Source organism: Actinospineispora eucalypti (assembly GCF_039543365.1).
Lineage (GTDB): Bacteria > Actinomycetota > Actinomycetes > Mycobacteriales > Pseudonocardiaceae > Pseudonocardia > Pseudonocardia eucalypti.
Genome location: NZ_BAABJP010000068.1, coordinates 127547 through 149701, shown reverse-complemented (window position 1 = coordinate 149701; position 22155 = coordinate 127547). Strand labels below are relative to the sequence as shown.

The window sequence follows — 22155 nt, the reverse complement described above, 5'->3', positions numbered from 1 at the left end:
CTGGTGGTGCCGGTGAGCGGCTGGCTGGCCGAACGATTCGGCCTGGCCCGGATCTACGCGCTGTCCCTGGCCGGGTTCGCGGTGGGGTCCGCGCTGTGTGGCATCGCGGGCAACCTGGGCTCGCTGATCGTGTTCCGGGTGTTGCAGGCGATCCCCGGCGGGATCATGCCGGTGGTCTCGATGACCATGGTGTACGTCATCGTGCCCCGGGAGAAGCTGGGCCAGGCGATGGGCATCTTCGGCGTGGGCATCGTGTTCGCGCCGGCCACCGGGCCGGTGCTCGGCGGCTACTTCGTCCAGCACCTGGACTGGCGGCTGGTGTTCCTGGTGAACGTGCCGGTCGGCCTGCTGGGCGCGCTCGCCGCCCACCTGGTGCTGCCCCGGACCGCGGGCCGGCGGGGCCGGCGGTTCGACCTGCCCGGCTTCACCTGCATCGGGCTGGGCCTGTTTGCGGTGCTGCTGGCCGCCGAGGAGGGCAGCGACTGGGGCTGGGGCGGCTACCGCATCCTGATGCTGCTGACCTTCGGGGCACTCGCGCTCGCCGCATTCGTCGTGGTGGAGCTCTCGGTGGACCAGCCACTGCTGGACCTGCGCGCGTTCCGGGTCTGGCCGTTCACCTCGTCGCTGCTCATGCTGGCCGCGCTCCAGGTCAACATGATCGCCACGTCGTTCCTCATCCCGGTGTTCCTGCAACAGGGCCAGGGCAAGCAGGCCTTCGACGCGGGCCTGCTGATGCTGCCGTCGGCGGTGGCCACCGGCCTGGTCACTCCGATCGCCGGACAGCTCTACGACAAGATCGGCCCGCGCTGGCTGGGCGTGTTCGGGCTGGGCATCTGCGCCAGCGGCACCTACCTGCTCGGCGGCATCACCCCGAACATGACCAGGGCCGACCTGATCGCGTGGAGCTGCGTATGGGGGCTCGGTCTCGGCCTGTCGATCATGCCGCTGATGACGGCGGGGCTGGCCGCGCTGCCGCCCGCCCGGACCAACGAGGGCAGCGCGCTGAACAACGTGGTCCGGCAGACCGCCGGCGCGCTCGGCCTGGCCGTGCTGAACGCGCTGTCCACCAGCCAACAGGCCCAGCTGTTTGCCGACCGGACCGCGCTCACCCGGGCGACCGCGGCGCCACCGACGACGCCGGAGGGCCTGGGCGAGCTGTACGGGCGCTACCGGACGCTGTCCGTCCAGGTGCTCGCCACGTCCTACGCCAACCTGTTCCTGGTCGTCGCGGCGCTCACCGGGGCGGGCGTGCTGCTCGCGCTTTTCCTGCGCAAACCCTCGGCGACCGAAGGCCCCCAGATGCCGGTCGGACACTGACCCTGGTCCGGGGCGGCGGCAACCGGCATGGTTGACACGCCACCGCGGGGGTGGTGCCGCGAGAGGGGTGGGCATGGAGCTCGGGGCGTTCGACGGCAACTACGTAATCGATCCAGCGGCGACCTGGCGGGAGTTGTTGGCCGGCCCGGACCGCGCACACTTCGCCGAGGACCTCGGCCTGTGGCTGATCTGGCGGCACGAGGACGTGCGCCGCGCGCTGGCCGACGGCGAGCGGTTCAAGAACGCGCTCACCCTCACGCCGCTGTTCGAGCTCTGCCCGGCGGCGATGGACGTGGCGATGCGCATCGACGCGCCGGCCACCACGGCGGCCGCCGACGCCCCGGTACACACCCGCACCCGCAAGGCGCTGCGCGCCACCTTCGCCACTACCGCGAAGGGAGTGGCGGAGCAGTACCTCGAGGTCATCGACCGGCGGGTGGACGAACTGGTCGGCCGGCTGGCCGACCGGGCGGGCGCCGAGGTGGACCTGGTGCCGGCCTTCACCTCCGAGCTGCCGCTGCTGGTGCTGGTGGACCTGCTCGGTGTGCCGGAGCGGGACATCCCGCTGATCCGGAACTGGGCCGACGGCCAGATCGCGCTGGTCTGGGGCCGTCCTTCCCCCGCCGACCAGGAACGGCTGGCCGGCGGGCTGCTCGACTTCTGGCGGTACTGCCGTTCCTTGGTCACCCGTCGGCTGGACGAACCCGCCGCGGGCCGGCCGGACGACTTCCTCGGCCGGGTGCTGCGGTACCGGGGCGGCGCCGACGCGGTGCTCAGCATCGACGAAGTGGCCAGCTTCGCGTTCAACCTGCTGGTCGCCGGGCACGAGACGACCGCCGGGCTGCTGGCGCACGGCATCGACCACGCCCTGTCCCGGCCCGAGCTGTGGGGGCGCATCGCGCGCGACCCCGGGCACGTGCCGGCGCTGGTCGAGGAGACCCTGCGGTTCACCCCGCCGATCGACGGCTGGCTGCGGGTGACCTCGGCGCCGGTGGAGCTGGGCCCGGTCACCATCCCGGCCGGTGCCCGCTGCCTGCTGCTGCTCGGCGCGGCCAACCGGGATCCCGCCGTGTTCGGTCAGCCGGACCTGCTGGACACCGACCGGCCGGACGCGAGGGAGCACCTCTCCTTCGGCCACGGCGCGCACTTCTGCGTGGGCGCGGCGCTGGCCCGACTGGAGGCGGAACGCGCACTCACCGCGCTGGCCCGGGCGTTCCCCGACCTGCGGCTGGCCGCCGGGCACACCCGGTCGTTCCACCCCAACGCCGGCTTCCGGGCGCACCGCGACCTTCGTGTGGCGATACAAGCAATCGCTTAACTTCGAAGACCTTCCTGCCCTACTTACCGGAGCCGAGCTCACCGGCGAGCCCCGGACCCGGGAGGCCCCAGTTGGTGCAGGTCGCTAGATCCAGTCCGCCACCCGCCGGGTCGCGGCGAAGCTCGCCCAGCCGGTGGCGGCGACGAGAGCCTCCTCACCGGCCCGGAACCCGTCGATCACATCCGCGTCCACCTGGTAGGGAGCCAGGGCGGTGAGCAGCGCCAGCCGGGCCTCGGCCCGGAGCGCGTCGGGCAACCCGTGCACCGCGTCCTCCACCCAGCCGCGAGACAGCGGCGGCCGCTCCCCCGACCAGCCGGCCAGCCGGGCCAGGACCAGCTCTCGGACCGGCTCGGCCAGCACCCGCCGGCCGGCCCGCTCGAACAGCTCGGCGGCCCCGGCGAACGCCGCCCCGATCACCGGGTCGGGCCCGGCCCAGCCGGACCAGCGCCCGGTATCCGGCAGGAACTCCAGCGCGGCGCCCGGCAGCGGGGTCCGCCGTACGCTGGCCCGCAGCACCGGACGGGCCAGCCAGGCCAGCGCCCGCTTGACCGCACCACCGGCGCCCGTCGGGAAGGGCGACTCCACCAGGAAGACGCTCACCATGCGGTTGATGTAGTGGTAGCCCAGCGCCGTGCCGATCACCTCCGGCGCCTCGGCGGCGGAGAACGGCGGGTCGGCCAGCAGCGGCGAGCCCGGTGACCGGGTCGCCCGGGCCCAACCCACCAGCGCGCGCAACCGGGGGTCGGTCATCCGGTCGTCCCGCCCGGCCGCCAGCGCCTCGCCGTCCCGCGACCGGTCCAGCGCGGACATCGTCGAGGTGTGCACGTCCACGCAGTACGGGCAGGCGTTGGTGGCCGAGACGGCCGCCCCGACCGCCTCCTTGAGCACCCTCGGCAGCGCCGCCCCGAACACCGGCTCCCGGGTGATCGCCCAGCTCGCGGCCAGCACCTCGGGGGCCGGCAGATGCAGGGCATACGGCGGCACCACCGCACCCACGTCCCGGGTGATCTGCGCGCTCACCCGGCGGGCCAGGTCGCCGGCCGGCACCGGGGTGACGTAGCGGATCTGGCGGCGGAACGCCCGGTCGAGCATGGACTCGGCGCCGCTCAGTGGCCGGCGCTCTGGCCGCCGTCCACGTGCAGGATCTCCCCGGTCACGAACCCGGCCCCCTCCAGGTAGAGCACGGCGTCGACGATGTCGTCCACCTCGCCCATCCGGCCGACCGGGTGCATCCCGCCGAGTAGCTCGTGCGTCCCGACCGCGTGCATCGGGGTCTTGATCACTCCGGGCGACACCGCGTTCACCCTGATCCCCCGGCCGGCGTACTCGATCGCCAGCGACTTGGTGGCCGCGTTGAGGCCACCCTTGGTGAGCGAGGCCAGCACCGAGGGGATGTTCGAGTTGGCGTGCTCGGTGAGGGTGGTGGTGATGGTCACCACGTGCCCGCCGCTCCCCTGCTCGAGCATCCGGGCCACCGCCAGCTGGGTGACGGCGAAGAACCCGGTGAGGTTCACCCCGACGTACCGCTGGTAGTCCTCGGCCGTGTAGTCGGTGAACGGCTTGGCGATGAAGATGCCGGCGTTGTTCACCAGCGTGTCGACCCGGCCGAACCGGTCCACCGCACTGTCGATCACCCGCCGCGCGGTCGCCGGGTCCGCCACGTCCCCCTGGACCGCGAGCACGCCGGCGTCCTCCGACGGCTCGACCCCCCGCGAGGTGGCGACGACCGCGTAGCCGAGCTTCCGGTAGCCGGCGACCAGGCCCGCGCCGATCCCCTGTGAGGCGCCGGTGACGACGGCGACCTTCTGGTCGTTCCCGCTCACGGTCACCCGATCCAGACGGACTTGAGGTTGCAGAACTCCCGGATGCCGTGGGCGGACAGCTCGCGGCCGTAGCCGGAACGCGCGACCCCGCCGAACGGCAGCTCCGGGTAGGACGTGGTGGTGCCGTTGATGAAGACCTGGCCGGCGTACAGCTCGTCGATGAACCGGTCCTGCTCGACCGGGTCGTTGGTCCAGGCGTTGGAACCGAGGCCGAAGCTGGTGGCGTTGGCGATCTCCAGCGCCTCGTCGATGTCGGCCACCCGGAACAGCGAGGCGACCGGCCCGAACACCTCTTCGCCGAACATACGCATGTCCCGGGTGATCTCGGTGATCACCGTGGGCGGGTAGAACCAGCCCGGCCGGTCCGGCCGCTGCCCGCCGCAGAGCACCTTGGCCCCGCTCCCCACCGCGTCGGCCACCAGTTCCTCCACGTCCGTACGGCCCTGCTCGGTGGCCAGCGGCCCGATCTCGGTCGCCTCGTCGAGCGGGTCGCCGACCCGCAGCGCCCGCATCCGCTCGACGAACTTCTCGGCGAAGGCGTCGTAGATGTCGGTGTGCACGATGAACCGCTTGGCCGCGATACAGGACTGCCCGTTGTTCTGCACCCGCCCGCGCACCGCCGTGGCCACCGCGGCATCCAGGTCGGCCGAGGGCATCACCACGTACGGGTCGCTGCCGCCCAGCTCGAGCACGGTGTGCTTCACCTCGTCGCCGCAGATCGCGGCCACCGACCGCCCGGCCGGCTCGCTGCCGGTCAGGGTCGCGGCCACCACCCGGGGGTCACGCAGGATCGGTTCCACCTTGCGGGCGGAGATCAGCAGGGTCTGGAAGCAGCCCTCCGGGAAGCCGCCCCGGCGGAGCACCTCCTCCAGGTAGACGGCGCTCTGCGGCACGTTCGAGGCGTGCTTGAGCAGCCCGACGTTCCCGGCCATCAACGCCGGGGCGGCGAACCGCATCACCTGCCACAGCGGGAAGTTCCACGGCATCACCGCGAGCACCACGCCCAGCGGCTGGTAGCGGCCCAGCGCCCGCGACGCGCCGACCACCGAAGGGTCGGCCAGCGGCTCGTCGGCCAGGAAACCCTCGGCGTGCTCGGCGTAGTAGCGCATGCCGTTGGCGCTCTTGCGCACCTCCGCCCGGGCGGAGTCGAGCGTCTTGCCCATCTCGGTCGTCATCAACCGGGCGAGCTCCTCGACGTCCTTCTCCATGAGGTCGGCGCTGGCCCGCAGCCATTCGGCCCGCTGGGCGAAGCTGGTCGACCGGTAGCTACGCCACCTCTCGTGGGCGAGCCCGATCTTCCGTTCGATCTCGGCATCGCCGATCTCGTCGAAGACCCGCAGCGTCTCCCCGGTGGTGGGGTTGATCGTGGCGATTGCCATGGTTAGCCGCCTCTGCCGATGTTCGCTCGCCGCCCATGTTAGTTGGAGAAGATGGCCACGCATCCCGTCCAGGTCGATCATGAGCTCATCGAGGCGGCCGCGCACGTCGCGCGGACCCGGTGCGGGGGCGACACCCACACCATGGCGGCGGCCGGCCGCGCGCGGGACGGCCGGATCGTCACGGCGGTGAACGTCTTCCACTTCACCGGAGGCCCGTGCGCGGAACTGGTCCTGCTCGGCACGGCGGCCGCCCAGGGCGCCGGCGAGCTGGACACCGTCGTCGCCGTCGGCGACCGCGGCCGGGGGGTCGTTCCCCCGTGCGGCCGGTGCCGCCAGGTGCTGCTCGACCTCGTCCCCACCGTGCGCGTCATCGTCGGCAGCGGCGACCGCGTGCGGACCGTTCCAATCACCGACCTACTGCCGGAGAGCTACGTCTGGTCCGAGCACCAAGACCAATTCTGATTATTGGACCGGTTTCATTCGCTGTCATGGATCGGTCCAATAGAATGATTGACGGCACCGCTCGCTGGCCGGGTTGACCGGCTCAGGCGCGGGCCGCGCGGCGCCCCTTCGCCCCGGGTCGCCGCGCGTCGCCCGGCCGGTGGGCGGCCCAGGCCATGGCCAGCCGCTGGACGCCCTCGGAGAGCATCTCCGGAGGCTGCACGAACAGCACCCGCAACCGGTCCCGGTGAGCGCCGTCGGAGGTCAGCGTGCCCCCGGGGACGGCCCACACCCCGTGCCGCTGCGCCACCTGGACGAACTCCGCCGCCGACCCGCCGGGCAGCTGGATCCACAGCGACCGCCCGCCGCGCGGCGGCCGCCACGACCAGTCCGGGAGCGCACCGGCGAGCAGACGGCCGGCCAGGTCCAGCCGGTCCCGGATCTCTGCTCGGCGCATCGCGCCGATCTCCTCCGCCCGCTCCAACAGGTGCAGGGTGACCAGCTGGGGGACCAGCGACGTGCACAGGTCCACGCCGCTCTTCAGCCGGGCCAGGCGGTTGACCACCGCCTCGGGCGCGCGCAGCCACCCGACGCGCAGGCCGTTCCAGAACAGCTTGCTGGTCGAGCCGATGGTGAAGATGGGCGCGTCCTCCGCGTACGCGGCCATCGGGGGCACCGCGTCCCCGTCGAAGGTGAGCCCGACGAAGGTGTCGTCGTCGATCACCGGCAGCCGCAGCTCCTCGGACAGCTCGGCCATCCGGCGGCGGGTCTCGGCCGAGGTGACCGCCCCGGTCACGGTGTGGCAGCCGGGCATGAGGAAGGCCAGCCCCGGGTTCACCCGGCGGATCAGCGCCTCGGCCTCGGCGGGGTCCAGCTCGGCCGTGTTGCCGGGCAGCGCGACCAGCCGGGCGCCCCGCGTGCGGAGGGTGTCGATGGCCCCGAGGTAGCTCGGGCTCTCCAGCACCGCCGCGTCGCCGGGGCCGAGGTAGAGCTGGGCGACCAGGGCGATCGCCTGCTGGGCGCCGTTGGTCACCAGAATCTGGCGGGCGGTGGTCGGCAGGCCCCGGCGGGTGAACGCGTCGGCGAGCACCGCGCGCAGCTCGGGCAGGCCCTGGGGGGCGTACTCGACGCTGCCGGAAAGCGGTCCCACCGCCTCGGCGGCGGTCGCGATAGCCGACTTCAGCTCGGCCTCCAGCGGCGCCGGATGGGACACCGACAGGTTGATCGCGCTCCCGGCGGCGTGGCCGCCGTTGCCCTCGGGTGACCGGCCGCCGACCAGGTCGCGCAGCTGGGCCGGCCGCCCGGGAGGGCGAGGGGCGGCGACGTAGCTGCCGCTGCCGGTACGTCCCACCAACCGGCCCGACTCCCGCAGCAGGCCGTACGCGCCGATCACCGTGGACCGGCTGATGCCGAGGGCGCTGGACAGCTCCCGCTCCGCCGGCAGCCGCGCACCGACGGGCAGCTCCCCGCTGGTGATGGCCCGGCGCAGGTGCTCGGCCAGCGCCCGGTAACGAGGCCGATCCCGCTTCCAGTCCGGACCGACCAGGGTGGCAACGGCATCCGAGGCAATCGAAGGCATTTACAGTCCGATCTGCATATTGGACCGATTTTGGACCGATCCAATTTCCGCATACCAAGTCTCGGAACCCTACGCCGACGACCGGAGGCCGCCGCGACCCACCTGGCTAGTGGTGCTTCTTGCGCCGCTCGCGGGGGCGCCGGCCGAGGATGCGGTCACCGCGGTCGTCGTCGGCCCAGCCGCCGGCGTCGTAGCCCTCGAGGTTGAAGCAGGTCTCGGAGAACTGCTGGCCGAACAGCGACAGGTAAATGCTGCGGTAGACGGTGCGGGCCTTTCGCACCCGTTCCATCGGCTCCGTCGCCTTCGGCTGGGCCTCGACGAACGCGTAGCGGCGGCGGTCGGTGACCGGTTCCTCGGAGAACCGGACCAGGCCCAGCCGGTTGAGGTTGGCCAGGTAGTGGCGGTCGCGCTCCGGCCGGGTGCAACCGGCCATCTCGGCGATCAGGTTGATGCCGCCGGCCAGGCGCTCGGACCCGATCCCGAACGGGGTCTTGGTCCGGATGTCGATCGCCGGCTGCGGGCCGGCCACCGCGAGGAACCGCAGGATCCGGGCCTCGTCCGGGGTGAGCGACTGCAGCATCAGGGCGAAGGAGGGGTGCTGCGCGCCGGGCTCGCCCTCCACCCGCCAGGAGCCCTTCAGCAGTGCGCTCCCGGCCAGCCTGAGGTCCTGGTCGGAGTTGATCCGCCTCGGGGTCCGGCTGGGCGCGTGCGCGGCCTGGTCGTTCTCCACCCCCAGCGCGCGCAGCAGGGCGGACTGGGCCAGCGCCACCTGGTGATCCACGATGTGCGTGATCGGCTCGCCGGCCTGGACCTCCTTGGCCAGTTCCTGCACCGCGTCCACCGATCCCTTGGTGAGCCCGGTGACCGCCCGCCACATCACCGCCCCGGCCACCCGGACCACGCCGACCACGTCCGCCGTGGTGGGCATCAGGCCGGTGTCGGGGTCCGGCTCGCCGCTGCCCTGCTCCGGTTTCCTCGGCCCGTCGGACATGGTCACGCTCCGAAGATCAGCAGGTGTGCCGCGCCGACGAAGATGCCGAGGAAGCCGCCGTGCGCGTACAACAGCCAGGCGTCCTGCTCGATGGCGGAGTACAGCATGTCCATGAACTCGCCGGGCGAGAGCGCCCGCAGCTTGGCCGTGCAGAACTTCTCGATCCGCCCGGACTGCGCCTTGGTGAACTCCTCGTCCTGGGTGAGGACCGGCGCGATGTCCACCACCAGCCCGCCAGCGGCGCCGGCCTGGATGGCGTCGAACTCGCGCGCACCGACCGCGGCGCGCACCACCGAGCCGATCGGGCCGAGGATCGAGGCGATCTCCGCCCGCAGCATGTCCTCGAGCAACCCCCGCGTGCGGTCGCCCCGAGGGCCGTCCAGCACCTCGCGGGTCACGTTCTCCAGCGTGATGACCGTGTAGCCGAACACGTGGCCCAGGTCGGCGGCCGCCTGCGGCTGGCGTTTGGCCAGCTTCGCCTGCTTCCACAGGCACTTGTACCGGGGCTTCGGCTCGCCGGGGGTGAACACCACCTTGATCGCGATGATGTTCACCACGATCCCGATCACCGCCGCTCCGAGCAGCACGATCAACCAGTGCGGGAGCAGCCCGACCACCGGTATGGAGTGGTGAACCTGCAGGTAGAGGGCCAGCAGCAGGCCCAGTGGCGCGCCGAGAATGCCGATCCGCGTCATGAAGCGCAGCTCCGGAGCGCCCATGCTGTAGAAGATGAACTTCAGCAGCTCCGGGTACCGGCGCATGTGGCCGACCGCGAGCAGCTTGATGTCGACCAGCTGCTCGATGTTGTCCCCGATCTGGTCGAAGGCGCGCTTGGTGATCTCCGGGAACCGCGCCTCCAGCTGCCGGTAGAGCAGCTCCCGCAACCTCGGCGGCAGGTCCCGCCAGAGCTGGGCGTGCTCGCGCCGCATGAGCTCGTCGACCATCGGCCGCAGCAGCGGCCGCCCGGCCGAGGCGATGCGCGCGGCCAGGGCGTCCGGGTCCAGCTCACGGTAGAAGTCGCTCGGACTGCCGATCTTGACCAGCGCCTTGTCCGAGATGAAGCTGGCCATTTTCTCCGCGCGGGCCGGCACGAAGCCCTGGAATCCGAGGATCCCGCCCGGGGCGAAAATGGGCAGAATCTGCAGCTTTCGGGGCAGAAATGGGAACAGCGTCTTCAGGCCGGGAACATAGAATCCGGTGAACCGCGTCGGGGCGAACAGCATGAGCACACCGGTCCAATTCGTAAGAATTCCGGCAATCGCGCTGAAAATCGGAATGCTCACGATGTCGATGACGAACTTCGACTGCCCGGTGAGGTGTTCCCAGTCGATGAGGCCACTGGCCAGCACTGACATGCGCCCTGTCCTCCCCTGACGACGGCGGTGTCGTCACGCGTTCGGCCGAGCTGACATTATGGGATGCGGGCGCCGGGAACCACCACGATCACCCGGGCCAGGCGAGGCAGGCTTCGTTGAGTGTTCCGCTGTCCGTGCTCGACCTGTCGCCGGTGGTCAGCGGGTCGACCGCCCGCGACGCATTGCGGTCGACCGTGGATCTGGCCCGGCGGGTGGAATGCCTCGGATATTCACGCTTCTGGGTCGCCGAACACCATTCCATGCCGGGAGTCGCCAGTGCCGCGACCTCGGTACTGATGGGACAGGTCGCGGCGGCAACCGCGACGATCCGGGTCGGCGCCGGCGGGGTGATGCTGCCCAACCACGCCCCGCTGGTGGTCGCGGAGCAGTTCGGCACCCTGGAGGCCTTCCACCCCGGCCGGATCGATCTCGGCGTCGGCCGGGCCCCGGGTGGTTCGCCGCGGACGACGCGCGCGCTGCGGGACGGCACCGACCGCGGCCACGAGGCCTTCCCGGAGTACCTGGAACAACTGCTCGGCTTCTTCGAGCCGGCCGAGCCGGGGGCGGTCCGGGCGATCCCGGCCGAGGGCAACCGGCCGCAGCCCTGGCTGCTCGGATCGAGCGTGGTCAGCGCGGCGCTCGCCGGCACGCTGGGCCTTCCCTACGCCTACGCCTTCCACCTCAACGACGCGAACCTGCATCCGGCGCTGGCCGCCTACCGGGCGGCGTTCCGGCCCTCCCGGAGGCTGGACCGGCCGTACGTGATGGTCAGCGCCTGGGTGATCGCCGCCGAGACCGACCGGCGAGCCCGCTGGCTGGCCGGACCGAGCCGGCTGAAGGCGGTGATGCGCCGGCGCGGCACGCCGATCCTGCTGCCCACACCGGAGGAAGCGGCCGACCATCGGTACACCGATCTCGACCTCAAATACCTGGACGGGCATTTCTCCAGCAAGATTGTCGGCTCGCCGGAAACGGTGGGCAAACAGCTGCGCCGGCTCGTCGCCGAGACGGAGGCCGACGAGCTGATCGTCACCACCCGGGTACACGGCACGGGCGACCGCATTCATTCTTTCGAGCTGCTAGCTGAACATTGGTTGAACAAACCGTCCCAGCACCCGCAGGACTCGTAATGTAGATCGAATGCGCGAGCTGTTCCAGGGGGAGCTCGCCCTGCTCGGGCGGGCACTGGCGGACATGTGCGCGCTGGTGTGCACCGCGATGGAGCAGGCCAGCGCGGCGCTGCTGGACGCCGACCTGCACCTCGCCGAACAGGTCATCACGACGCGCACCGAGATCGGCTACCGGGGCGAGCGCTGCGAGGAGCACGCCCGCGCCCTGCTGGCGCTGCAGGCCCCGGTGGCCAAGGACCTGCGGGTGGTGGTGAGCGGCCTGCGCGCGTCGGAGCGGATCTCCCGGATGGGCGACCTGGCCTGCCACATCGCCCACATCGCCCGGCTGCGCCACCCCCGCCCGGCGCTGCCGCCCGAGCTGCGCGAGCCGTTCACCCGCATGAGCGCACTGGCGCTGCGGGCCGGCCGGCACGTCGAGCAGACCGTCGCCTCGCCGGCCGGGATCTCGCTGCCCGCGATGCGGCGGATGGACGACGAGCTGGACCTGCTGCACCGCGAGGTGCTCGAGCGGCTCCGCGACGCCGACGGGGCCTACCCCGTGCGGGCCGGGATCGACGTCGCGCTGCTCGCCCGCTACTTCGAGCGGTTCGCCGACCAGGCCGTCGCGGTCACCCGGCAGCTCGACTACGTGGTCACCGGCCAGGTCCGCCAACCCGCCGGCTGAGCGAATACCCAAGTTTTCGCATTCCGGAATTGTTTGTCATTCGGCTGACATATCCGGCCGAGGTAAATACCACCACTCGCAACGGTCGTCAAAACATAAAAACTGGACAAAGAAAACTGGACAGATCCCTCGGCGCGGAACCAGGCTGGTGACGGTGTCCAGGTGTTGGACCCACGGCCGAGATCGTTCGGCCGCGTGGTGGGCGAGGGATGCGGCATGGCCAACGGGGGACAACCGCGGCCCGTCGAGCACGACGGTGGTCCGGGGATTCGTGAATGGTTGCGCGCGGAGCTCGCGCGGGTGGCGGGAGTGGCGGAGGAGTCATACGACCCGGCACGGCGGTTCCGCGACTACGGCATCGACTCAGCCGCGGCCACCGCGATGGTGGGCCGGCTGGCGAGCAGGCTGAAGCGCCCCCTCCCGGCGACCCTCGCCTGGGAGTACCCGACCCTCGATGCGCTGGCGGGTCATCTGGAGAGCGCGACAAGCCCCTCCCCTGAAGCGCCGTCCGGCGGCGGTACACCGGCGACCAGCACGGACGAGCCGATTGCCGTGGTGGGGATGGCGTGTCGCCTCCCCGGCGGTTGCGACTCACCCTCGGCATTCTGGGCCCTGCTCCGCGACGGGGTCGACGCGATCCGCGAGGTGCCCGGGGACCGGTGGGACATCGACCGTCATTACGACGCCGACCCGGGCACGCCGGGCAAGATGAGCACCCGCTGGGGCGGGTTCCTCGACCAGGTGGACCGCTTCGACGCCGCCTTCTTCGGCATCTCGCCGCGCGAGGCCACGCAGATGGATCCGCAGCAGCGGCTGGTGCTCGAGCTGGCCTGGGAGGCGCTGGAGGACGCCCGGCACGTGCCCCACTCACTGCGCGGCACGGCCACGGGCGTGTTCCTCGGCGCGATGTGGAGCGACTACGCCCGGCTCGCCGCCCCGGCCGCCATCGACTCCCACACCGCCACCGGACAGGACACCAGCGTGCTGTCCGGACGGGTTTCGTACATCCTAGGCCTCGAGGGGCCCAGCCTGACCGTCAACACCGCCTGCTCCTCCTCGCTGGTGGCCGTGCACCTGGCCTGCCAGAGCCTGCGACGTGGTGAGTCGACGCTGGCCTTGGCCGGCGGAGTCAGCCTGATCGTGTCACCGGACAGCACCGTGGCCCTGTCCAAGTTCGGCGCGATGGCACCGGACGGCCGCTGCAAGACCTTCGATGCCCGCGCCAACGGATACGTCCGGGGCGAGGGCGCCGGCCTGCTGGTGCTCAAGCCGCTTTCCCGGGCGCTCCGGGACGGCGACGACATCACCTGCCTCATCCGGGGCAGTGCGGTCAACAACGACGGCTTCAGCAACGGCCTCACCGCGCCGAACCCGCACGCCCAGCAGGCGGTGCTGCGCTCGGCGTACCGGAACGCCGGCGTCGACCCGGCCCGCGTGGACTATGTGGAGACCCACGGCACCGGGACGATGCTCGGCGACCCGATCGAGGCCGGCGCGGTCGGCGCGGTGCTCGGCGCGGGCCGCGATGCGGCGCGGCCCCTGGTCCTCGGCTCGGTCAAGACCAATCTGGGCCATCTGGAGGCCGCGGCCGGCATCGCCGGGTTCATCAAGACCGCCCTGGCACTCCGGCACCGGACAATTCCCGGGAACCTCAACTTCGAGACGCCGAACCCCCACGTGGCCTGGGACGAGCTGCGGCTCCAGGTCACCGGGGAGAGCCGGGCCTGGCCGTCTTCCGAGGAACCGCCCGTCGCCGGTGTCAGCTCGTTCGGCTTCTCCGGGACCAACTGCCACGTCGTGCTCGAAGGAGTGCCCGCCCGGGCGCACTTCTTCCCGGTCCGCGCCGACGATCGGGCGGCGCTGCACCGTCGCCTGCTCGAGCTGCTGCCCAGGGTCGCCGAGCTGCCCGGGGAACCGCCGGCCCTGGCCGCGCTGAGCCGCGCGCTGATCACCGAGGCCGACGCGGCCGAGGTGACGGCGGAGCACCGGGCGGGCTTCGTGGCCCACGACAAGGCCGAGCTGCTGGACAAGCTGCTCGCCCGGATCAGCCGGCCGGCCGGCGATCCGGCCGGGGAGCGCCCCCGGCTGGTGTTCGTCTGTCCCGGACAGGGGTCGCAGTGGCTCGGGATGGGCCGCTCACTGATGCACACCGAACCGGTGTTCCGGGCCGAGCTCATCGCCTGTGACGCCGAGGTGCGCCGGCAGGCCGGCTTCTCCATCCTGGACGAGCTGTTGGCCGCTCCGGAGCGCTCCCGGCTGGACGAGATCGACGTCGTGCAGCCGGTGCTGTTCGGCATCCAGGTCTCGCTGGGCGCGCTGTGGCGGGCCTGGGGCATCGAACCCGACATGGTCGTCGGCCACAGCATGGGCGAGGTCGCGGCCGCCTACCTGGCCGGCATCCTCCGGCTCGAGGACGCGGTGCGGGTCAGCTGCACACGCAGCCGACTGGCGAGACGCCAGGCCGGTCCGGGTCGCATGGCCCTGGTCACGCTGACCGCGAGCGAGGCCGACGCGCTGGTCGAGCCGCACCGGGAGCGGGTCGCGGTGGCCGCCTACAACGGTCCCACCGCACAGGTGCTCTCCGGCGATCGCGACACGCTGGAGCCTTTGTTGCTCGACCTGGAGGAACGGCGGATCGAGGTGAGCCGGGTGCACGTCACCTTCGCCTCGCACTGCCCGAGGGTGGAGGAGCTGGCCGGGCCGCTGGCCGAGGCGCTGGAAGGGCTGACGCCGGTCGAGGCGCGCACGCCGATGCTGTCCACGGTGACCGAGGGCGAGCTGGCCGGACCGGAGTGCACCGCCGAGTACTGGATCAGGAACATCCGCCGTTCGGTGCGGTTCGCCCCGGTCGTCGAGCGGCTCGCCTCGGCGCGCCGGACCGTGTTCGTCGAGCTGAGCCCGCACCCGATCCTCGTCCGGTCGATGACCGAAACGCTCCGGGCCTCGGGGCGAGCCGGCGTCGCGCTGGGCTCGTGCCGGCGGGACCGGGACGAGCGCTACGCGATGCTGGAGACCCTGGCCGCGCTGTACGAGGCCGGCGTCTCCCGCCGGCCCGCGCCACCGGCACCGGCCCTGCCCGTGTTGCTCTCCGGACGCGGCGAAGAAGCGTTGCGGGCCCAGGCCGGACGGCTGAGCGCGCACCTGGCGGCCCGTCCCGACCTGGACCCGGCCGACGTGGCTCACTCCCTGGCCACCGCCCGCACGCACTTCGAGCACCGCGCCGCGCTGGTCACCGCGGACCGCACGGAGCTGCGGGACGCGCTGGACGCGCTGGTCCAGGGGCGGCCGACGACGAGCACCGCGCTGGGCCGGGCGGAACGCGGCGGCGGCCGGCTCGCCTTCGTCTTCCCCGGGCAGGGCTCGCAGTGGCCGGGCATGGCGCGGTCTCTGCTGGCGAGCTCGCCGGCGTTCCGCGAGGAGCTGGAGGCCTGTGCCGACGCGCTCGCCCCGCACGTCGACTGGCCGGTGCTCGAGGTGCTACGTGGCGAGCGGGGCGCGCCGTCCCTGGATCGGGTCGACGTGGTGCAGCCCGCGCTGTTCGCGGTGATGGTGGCGTTGGCCGCGCTCTGGCGGTCGGTGGGCGTCACCCCCGACGCGGTCGTCGGACACAGCCAGGGGGAGATCGCCGCCGCCTGTGTGGCCGGCGCCCTGTCCCGCGCGGACGCGGCGAAGGTCGTGGCGCTGCGCAGCCGGGCGCTCACCGCGCTGGCCGGCGCCGGCGCGATGGCCTCGGTGGAGCTCGGCGGCCGCGAGCTGACCCGGTACCTCGCCCCGTTCGGGGACCGGCTCTCCGTCGCCGCGGTCAACAGCCCGGCCAGCACGGTGGTCTCCGGCGATGTGGAAGCGATCGAGGCGCTGTTGGGCGAGCTCGCCGCCCGGCAGGTGCTCGCGCGCAAGGTCCGGGTGGACTACGCCGCGCACTCGGGCCAGGTGGCGGCGGTCCGCGAGGAGCTGATGAGCCGGCTCGCCGAGATCCGCCCGCGCGCCGCCGCCCTCCCGCTCTACTCCACCGTCAGCGGCGACGAGCTGGACGGCGGCGAGCTGGACGCCGGGTACTGGTACCGGAACCTCCGCGAAACCGTCCGGTTCGCCGAAGCCACCGAGCGCCTGATCGACGCGGGTCACCGGTTCTTCGTCGAGGTCAGTCCGCATCCGGTGCTGACCCAGGCACTGGCCGAGACCCGTGCCGGCACCGAGCAGGCGCCGGTCGCGGTCGGCTCGCTGCGCCGCGACCAGGGCACCCACGAGCGTCTCCTGCTCTCACTCGGCGAGCTGCTCACCCGGGGGCACCGGATCGACTGGTCGCGCGCGCTCCCGGGGCGCAAGGTCGACCTGCCCACCTACGCGTTCCAACGAGAGCGGTTCTGGCTGTCGCCGGCCGCCACCCGGCGCACCGGCGAAGCACCGCTCGGGCAGGCGCCGCTGGCGCACCCGTTCCTCGGCGCCGCGGTCGAACTGGCCGATGGCGGCGCCCTGCTCACTGGCCGGGTGTCGCTCACCGAGCATCCGTGGCTCGCCGATCACGCCGTCTTCGGCGAGGTGACCCTGCCCGGCGCGGCGACCCTGGAACTCGCGCTGACCGCCGCCCAGCACGCCGGGCTGGACCGGGTCGAGGAGCTGGTCGCGGAGATCCCGATCACGCTCCCCGACCGGGCCTCGGTGGAGCTGCGGCTGCAAGTGGACCGCCCGGACGAGTCCGGCCGGCGGACGCTCACCCTGCACGCCCGGGCCGAGGACGCGCCGCCGGGCGCGCCGTGGACCCGGCACGTCACCGGCATCCTCGCGCCGGCAGCCGCGCCGGCCGCCGCCGGCCCGGCGAGCTGGCCGCCGCCGGACGCGGACCCGGTCGCGCTGGGCGGCCTGTACCGGCGCCTGTCCGAAGCGGGAGTTGACTACGGCCCGGCCTTCCGGGGACTCGGCTCGGCGTGGCGGCGCGGCGAGGAGCTGTTCGCCGAGGTCACACTGCCCGAGACCGCCGGAGAGTCCGATGGGTTCGCGCTGCACCCCGCGCTGCTGGACACCGCGTTGCACGCGCTGGCGGCGTTGGACACCGGCCGGCCGGAGGTCCGGCTGCCCTTCACCTGGACGGGGGTGTCCGTACACGCGGTGGGTGCTTCGACCGTCCGGGTACACCTGGAGCGCCGCCCGGGAGGGACCGTGGCGGTTTCGCTGGCGGACGCCCTCGGTGCGCCGGTCGCCTCGGTCGCGGCACTGAGCACCCGGCCGGACACCGCCGACGAGTTCCGCGCCCGGCTCGCCGCCCACCGCCCGTTGCGGTGGATCAGCTGGTCCGAAGCGGCACCGGCTTCCCTGGAGTCAGCGGCGGACGTCGAGCGCTACGCGGATCCGGCGGCGCTGCGCGAGGCACTGGAACGGGGTGCGCGGTTGCCCGCTGTCGCCGTCGTTCCCCTGGCCGCACCGGCTACGGCGGACCTGGCCGGGGCAGCGCGGCGGGCCACGGTGCGAGCACTGGACCTCCTGCGGGCATGGCTGGCCGACCCGCGCACGCCGTCGTCACGGCTGGTGCTGCTCACCCGGGGCGCCGTGGCGGCCCGCCCGGACGAGGACGTGCCCGACCTGGCGCACGCCCCGGTCTGGGGCCTGGTCCGCTCGGCCCGGATCGAGCACCCCGGCCACCGAATCACGCTGTGCGACACCGACACCGACACCGACACCGACACCGACACCGACACCGGCGACCTGGCGGCCCTGGCCGACCCGCCGGAGGAGCTCGCCCTGCGCGGCGGCCGACGCCTGGTGCCCCGGCTGGCGCCGGTGTCCGGTGACCCACCCGCCGGCCGAGCGCTGGCCCCGGAGGGGACCGTGCTCATCACCGGGGGGACCGGCACGCTCGGCGCCCTGTTCGCCCGGCACCTCGTGCGAGCCCACGGGGTCCGGCACCTGCTTCTGCTCTCCCGCCAGGGCCCGAACGCGGCCGGTGCCGGCGCGCTGGTGCGGGAGCTGTGCGCGGAGGGCGCGACGGCCACCGTCGTCGCCTGCGACGCGGCGGACCGGGACGCGCTGGCCGTGCGGCTCGCCGGCATACCGGCCGAGCACCCGCTCACCGCCGTGGTGCACGCCGCCGGGGTCCTGGACGACGGCGTGCTGACCGCGATGAGCGCCGAGCGCATCGCGTCGGTGTTCGCCGCGAAGCTCGACGCGGCGGTCAACCTGCACGAGCTGACCGGCGGCCACGACCTGGCCGCGTTCGTCCTGTTCTCCTCGGTGGCCGGCTCGATCGGCAGCCCCGGGCAGAGCAACTACGCCGCCGCCAACGCGTTCCTCGACGCACTCGCCCAGCACCGCCGCCGCCGAGGGCTGGCCGGCTGCTCGATCGCCTGGGGCTACTGGGCCGAGCGCACCGGCCTCACCAAGGACCTCACCGACGCCGACACCCGGCGCATGCGTGACCGGGGGATCGGCGCGCTCTCCGCCGAGGAGGGCCTCGCGCTTTTCGACGCCGCGCTCACCCGGCCGGAACCCGCGCTGGTCGCCGCGCGCTTCGAGCGGATCCAGGCGCCCCCGCGCGCGGCCGCCGACAACGGGACCGCGCCGGTGGGTCCGTCGGGCGCCAAACTGGGCGCCCGACCCGGCGGGCCGGCCGAGTCGCTCCCGCACCGGCTGCGGTCGCTCGACCCGGCGGACCGCGAACGCGCGGTGCTGGACGTCGTCGCCGGCGAAGCCGCCGCCGTACTCCGCCTGGGTTCGCCGGGCGCGGTGCCGATGGACCGCCCACTCCAGGAGCTGGGGCTCGACTCGCTGATGGCGGTCGAACTGCGCAACCGGCTGGCCGAGGCGTGCGGCCGGGCGCTGCCGGCCACCCTGCTGTTCGAGCACCCCACGGCGGTGCAGCTGGCCCGGTTCCTCATCGGCGAGCTGGTCGGCGCGTCACCCGGGCCGTCCGCGCCGGAACCGGACCCTCGGCCGGCCGGCGACGACCACGACCCGATCGCCATCGTGGCGATGAGCTGCCGCTTCCCCGGTGGAATCGGCTCACCCGAGGACCTGTGGCGGCTGCTGGTGGATGGCGGGGAGGTCATCTCCGGGTTCCCGGAGAACCGGGGCTGGGATCTCGATGGGCTCTACGACCCGGACCCGGACGCCGCGGGCAAGAGCTACGCGCGGCACGGTGGCTTCCTGCACGATGCCGGCCACTTCGACGCGTCCTTCTTCGGCGTGAGCCCGGCCGAGGCAATGACCATCGACCCGCAGCAGCGCCTGCTGCTCGAGATCACCTGGGAGGCACTGGAGCGGGGCCGGATCGTCCCCCGGACGCTCCGGGGCAGCCGGACCGGCGCCTTCGTCGGCGTCATGTACCAGGACTACGGCGCCCGCCTCGCCGGCACCCTGGACCAGCCCGAGCTGGAGGCCTCCGTCGGGTTGGGCAGCGCCGGCAGCGTCGCGTCGGGCCGGATCGCCTACACCCTCGGCCTGGAGGGCCCGGCCGTCACCGTCGACACGGCCTGCAGCTCCTCGCTGGTGGCGCTCCACCTGGCCTGCCAGGCCCTGCGGCAGGGCGACTGCACGCTCGCGCTGGCCGGGGGCGTCACGGTGATGGCGACGCCGGCCACGTTCGTGGAGTTCAGCCGGCAGAAGGGCCTGTCCCCCGACGGCCGCTGCCGCAGCTTCTCCGCCGAAGCCGACGGCACCGGCTGGTCGGAGGGCGCCGGCATGCTCGTCCTGGAACGCCTGTCCGAGGCCCGCCGCAACGGGCACCCGGTGCTCGCGGTGATCCGGGGCAGCGCGGTCAACCAGGACGGGCGCAGCCAGGGGCTCACCGCGCCCAACGGGCTGGCCCAGGAGCGGGTCATCCGGCAGGCCCTGGCCGGTGCGGGCCTGTCGCCGTCCGACGTCGACGCGGTGGAGGCGCACGGCACCGCGACCACCCTGGGCGACCCGATCGAGGCCCGCGCGCTGCTGGCCACCTACGGGCCGGGACGCTCCGGCGAGCGTCCGCTCTGGCTGGGCGCGGTGAAGTCGAACATCGGGCACACCCAGGCCGCCGCCGGGGTCGCCGGCGTGATCAAGATGGTGCTGGCCATGCGGCACGGGCTGCTGCCCCGGACGCTGCACGCGGAGCACCCGTCCCCGCACGTCGACTGGTCCCCCGGCACCGTCCGGCTGCTCACCGAGGCCACCGGCTGGACACCGGCCGAAGGCCGGCCGAGAAGGGCCGGGGTGTCTTCGTTCGGGGTGAGCGGGACAAACGCACACGTGGTGCTGGAGCAGGTCCCGGCCACGCCGGGGTCCCCGCCGGAGCACGGACCGGCCGGCCCGGCGCTGTTCCCCGTCTCGGGCGCCACCGCGCCGGCGCTGCGCGCGCAGGCGGACCGGTTGCGCGCGCTACTGGACTCGGACCCGGCAATCGCGCTCGCCGACCTGGCCCGCTCGCTGGCGCACACCCGCACCCACTTCGACCACCGGGCGGTGGTGGTCGCGCACGACCGGGCCACCCTGGACGCCGGCCTGGATGCTCTCGCGGGAGGCCGGATGGCGCCCCACGTGTTCACCGGCCAGGCCGCGCCGACCGGCAAGGTGGCCTTCGTCTTCCCCGGGCAGGGCTCGCAGTGGCCAGCCATGGCCCGGTCATTGCTGGCCACCTCGGAGGTCTTCCGCGCGGAGGCCGAGGCCTGCGACCGCCCGTTGGCGGCACACCTGGGCTGGTCGCCCCTGGCGCTGCTGCGCGGCGACGAGGCGGCGGTGGCGAACCACCCGTGGGATCGCGTGGACGTGGTCCAGCCGGCGCTTTTCGTCGTGATGGTCTCGCTGGCCGCGGTGTGGCGCTCGTTCGGCGTGGAACCGGACGCGGTGGTCGGCCACAGCCAGGGCGAGATCGCCGCCGCCCATGTGGCGGGCGCGCTGTCCCGCGAGGACGCGGCCCGGCTGGTCGCGCTGCGCGGACGGGCACTGGCCCGGCTGGCCGGCCGGGGAGGCATGGCCGCCGTCGAGCTGCCCGCCGAGCCGCTGACCGGCCGGCTAGCCCGATTCGGCGCGCGGCTGTCCCTGGCCGGCGTCAACGGGCCGCACTCCTGCCTGGTCTCCGGTGACCCTCGGGCGCTCGACGAGTTGCTCGGCGAGCTGGCCGGAGACGCCGTGTTCGCCCGGCGGATCAACGTGGACTACGCCTCGCACGGCCCGGACGTCGAACAGGTCCGCGACGAGCTGGCCGCCAGCATCGCGGGGCTCGCGCCGCGCGCCGGCGCGGTCCCGATCTACTCCACGGTGACCGGCGAGCGGGTGGACGGGTCCGAGCTGGATGGCGATCACTGGTATCGCAACCTGCGCCAACGGGTGCGTTTCGACGAGGCCACCCGGCGGCTGCTCGCCGACGGCCATCGCTTCTTCGTCGAGGTGAGCCCGCACCCGGTACTCGGACTGGTGCTGCGGGAGGCGCTGCGGACCGAGGAAGTCGCCGGCGCGGTGGTCGGCTCGCTGCACCGGGACGAGGGCGGCCGGGACCGCCTGCTGCTGTCCGTGGGTGAGCTGCATGCCCAGGGCCACCCGGTGGACTGGTCCAAGGTGCTGCCCCAGGCGGCCGAGGTCGACCTGCCCACCTACGCGTTCCAGCGCGAGCGCTACTGGCTGAACCCACCGCGTCCCCGCGCCGACCCCACCGAGCGGAGCTTCTGGACCGCGGTCGAGCGGGCGGACCTCGGCGCGCTGACCGAGGCCCTGGGCGTCGACGACGGCGAGCGCGCCGCGCTGGCCCGGCTGCTCCCGGCGCTCTCCCGGTGGCGGGCGATCCACCGGAAGGCCGAGGACCCGGGCGGTCAGTCCGCTCCCCCGCCGGTCGAACCGAACGGCGACGCGAGCGCACCGAGCCGCCCGCGCCCGCCGATCGACACCCCGTACGCGCCGCCCGAGACCGAGCTCGAGCGCCTGCTCGCCGACGCCTGGCGCGCGGTCCTCGGCATCGGCCGGATCGGCGTGCACGACAACTTCTTCGAGCTCGGCGGCAGCTCGCTGCAGGCCGGCCAGGTACTGACCCGGCTACGGGCGGCGTTCCCGGTGGAGATCCGGTTCGACCTGTTCTTCGGCAGCCCGACGATCGCCGCTCTCGCTCCGCTGGTCGAGGAACACCTCGTCGAGCACCTCGCGGAGCTTTCCGACGAAGAGGCCGGACAGCTGCTGGCCGCCATGAACCCGGACCGATGAGGA

Annotated in this window: 12 protein-coding genes; 6 read left to right on the top strand and 6 right to left on the bottom strand. The window is 73.2% G+C overall.

Annotated features, from left to right (window positions below; all coding sequences use genetic code 11):
* Nucleotides 1–1317: MDR family MFS transporter (locus ABEB12_RS40970; RefSeq protein ID WP_345703588.1), on the top strand; the 1317-nt coding region annotated here is incomplete at its 5' end.
* A gap of 73 nt (nt 1318–1390) precedes the next feature.
* Nucleotides 1391–2635 carry a cytochrome P450 gene (locus ABEB12_RS40965; RefSeq protein ID WP_185065691.1) on the top strand — a complete coding sequence of 415 codons (1245 nt, stop codon included), beginning with the start codon at nt 1391–1393 and terminating at the stop codon, nt 2633–2635.
* Between the two features lie 84 nt (nt 2636–2719).
* Here the strand turns inward: ABEB12_RS40965 and ABEB12_RS40960 are convergent, their stop codons facing one another.
* The 3 genes from ABEB12_RS40960 to ABEB12_RS40950 are packed head-to-tail and all read right to left on the bottom strand — an operon-like array spanning nt 2720 to nt 5837.
* On the bottom strand, nt 2720–3727 hold the full coding sequence (locus ABEB12_RS40960) for a carboxymuconolactone decarboxylase family protein (RefSeq protein WP_185065690.1): 1008 nt from the start codon (nt 3725–3727) through the stop codon (nt 2720–2722).
* A gap of 14 nt (nt 3728–3741) precedes the next feature.
* Entirely contained in the window at nt 3742–4458 is a 717-nt protein-coding gene (locus tag ABEB12_RS40955) for an SDR family oxidoreductase (RefSeq protein WP_185065689.1), read from the bottom strand.
* A gap of 2 nt (nt 4459–4460) precedes the next feature.
* On the bottom strand, nt 4461–5837 hold the full coding sequence (locus tag ABEB12_RS40950) for an NADP-dependent succinic semialdehyde dehydrogenase (RefSeq protein ID WP_185065688.1): 1377 nt from the start codon (nt 5835–5837) through the stop codon (nt 4461–4463).
* 51 nt (nt 5838–5888) lie between these two features.
* Here ABEB12_RS40950 and ABEB12_RS40945 point away from each other — a divergent pair, with 51 nt between their 5' ends.
* Nucleotides 5889–6299, top strand: coding sequence for a cytidine deaminase (locus tag ABEB12_RS40945; protein WP_185065687.1), 411 nt, complete (start codon nt 5889–5891; stop codon nt 6297–6299).
* 82 nt (nt 6300–6381) lie between these two features.
* On the opposite strand, the gene ABEB12_RS40940 is transcribed toward ABEB12_RS40945, so the two are convergent.
* From ABEB12_RS40940 to ABEB12_RS40930, 3 genes are all read right to left on the bottom strand, one after another.
* Nucleotides 6382–7857 carry an aminotransferase class I/II-fold pyridoxal phosphate-dependent enzyme gene (locus ABEB12_RS40940; protein ID WP_185065686.1) on the bottom strand — a complete coding sequence of 492 codons (1476 nt, stop codon included), beginning with the start codon at nt 7855–7857 and terminating at the stop codon, nt 6382–6384.
* Between the two features lie 106 nt (nt 7858–7963).
* On the bottom strand, nt 7964–8848 hold the full coding sequence (locus ABEB12_RS40935) for an Abi-alpha family protein (protein WP_345703598.1): 885 nt from the start codon (nt 8846–8848) through the stop codon (nt 7964–7966).
* Nucleotides 8849–8850: 2 nt separating this feature from the next.
* Nucleotides 8851–10203 carry a hypothetical protein gene (locus ABEB12_RS40930; RefSeq protein WP_185065684.1) on the bottom strand — a complete coding sequence of 451 codons (1353 nt, stop codon included), beginning with the start codon at nt 10201–10203 and terminating at the stop codon, nt 8851–8853.
* 116 nt (nt 10204–10319) lie between these two features.
* On the opposite strand from ABEB12_RS40930, the gene ABEB12_RS40925 reads away from it, so the two are divergent.
* The 3 genes from ABEB12_RS40925 to ABEB12_RS40915 all read left to right on the top strand — a co-directional run bounded on the left by ABEB12_RS40925 (nt 10320) and on the right by ABEB12_RS40915 (nt 22152).
* Nucleotides 10320–11333 carry an MsnO8 family LLM class oxidoreductase gene (locus tag ABEB12_RS40925; RefSeq protein ID WP_185065683.1) on the top strand — a complete coding sequence of 338 codons (1014 nt, stop codon included), beginning with the start codon at nt 10320–10322 and terminating at the stop codon, nt 11331–11333.
* Nucleotides 11334–11343: 10 nt separating this feature from the next.
* Complete coding sequence (locus tag ABEB12_RS40920) at nt 11344–11997, top strand: PhoU domain-containing protein (protein WP_185065682.1); 654 nt, start codon at nt 11344–11346, stop codon at nt 11995–11997.
* 216 nt (nt 11998–12213) lie between these two features.
* Nucleotides 12214–22152, top strand: coding sequence for an SDR family NAD(P)-dependent oxidoreductase (locus tag ABEB12_RS40915; RefSeq protein ID WP_345703587.1), 9939 nt, complete (start codon nt 12214–12216; stop codon nt 22150–22152).
* The last annotated feature ends 3 nt before the right edge of the window (nt 22153–22155 follow it).

Coding starts and splice junctions, on each gene's coding strand:
- ABEB12_RS40945 (WP_185065687.1), top strand. CDS start 5,889: ATGGCCACGCATCCCGTCCAGGTCGATCATGAGCTCATCGAGGCGGCC.
- ABEB12_RS40940 (WP_185065686.1), bottom strand. CDS start 7,857: ATGCCTTCGATTGCCTCGGATGCCGTTGCCACCCTGGTCGGTCCGGAC.
- ABEB12_RS40960 (WP_185065690.1), bottom strand. CDS start 3,727: ATGCTCGACCGGGCGTTCCGCCGCCAGATCCGCTACGTCACCCCGGTG.
- ABEB12_RS40965 (WP_185065691.1), top strand. CDS start 1,391: ATGGAGCTCGGGGCGTTCGACGGCAACTACGTAATCGATCCAGCGGCG.
- ABEB12_RS40950 (WP_185065688.1), bottom strand. CDS start 5,837: ATGGCAATCGCCACGATCAACCCCACCACCGGGGAGACGCTGCGGGTC.
- ABEB12_RS40920 (WP_185065682.1), top strand. CDS start 11,344: ATGCGCGAGCTGTTCCAGGGGGAGCTCGCCCTGCTCGGGCGGGCACTG.
- ABEB12_RS40935 (WP_345703598.1), bottom strand. CDS start 8,848: ATGTCCGACGGGCCGAGGAAACCGGAGCAGGGCAGCGGCGAGCCGGAC.
- ABEB12_RS40915 (WP_345703587.1), top strand. CDS start 12,214: ATGGCCAACGGGGGACAACCGCGGCCCGTCGAGCACGACGGTGGTCCG.
- ABEB12_RS40930 (WP_185065684.1), bottom strand. CDS start 10,203: ATGTCAGTGCTGGCCAGTGGCCTCATCGACTGGGAACACCTCACCGGG.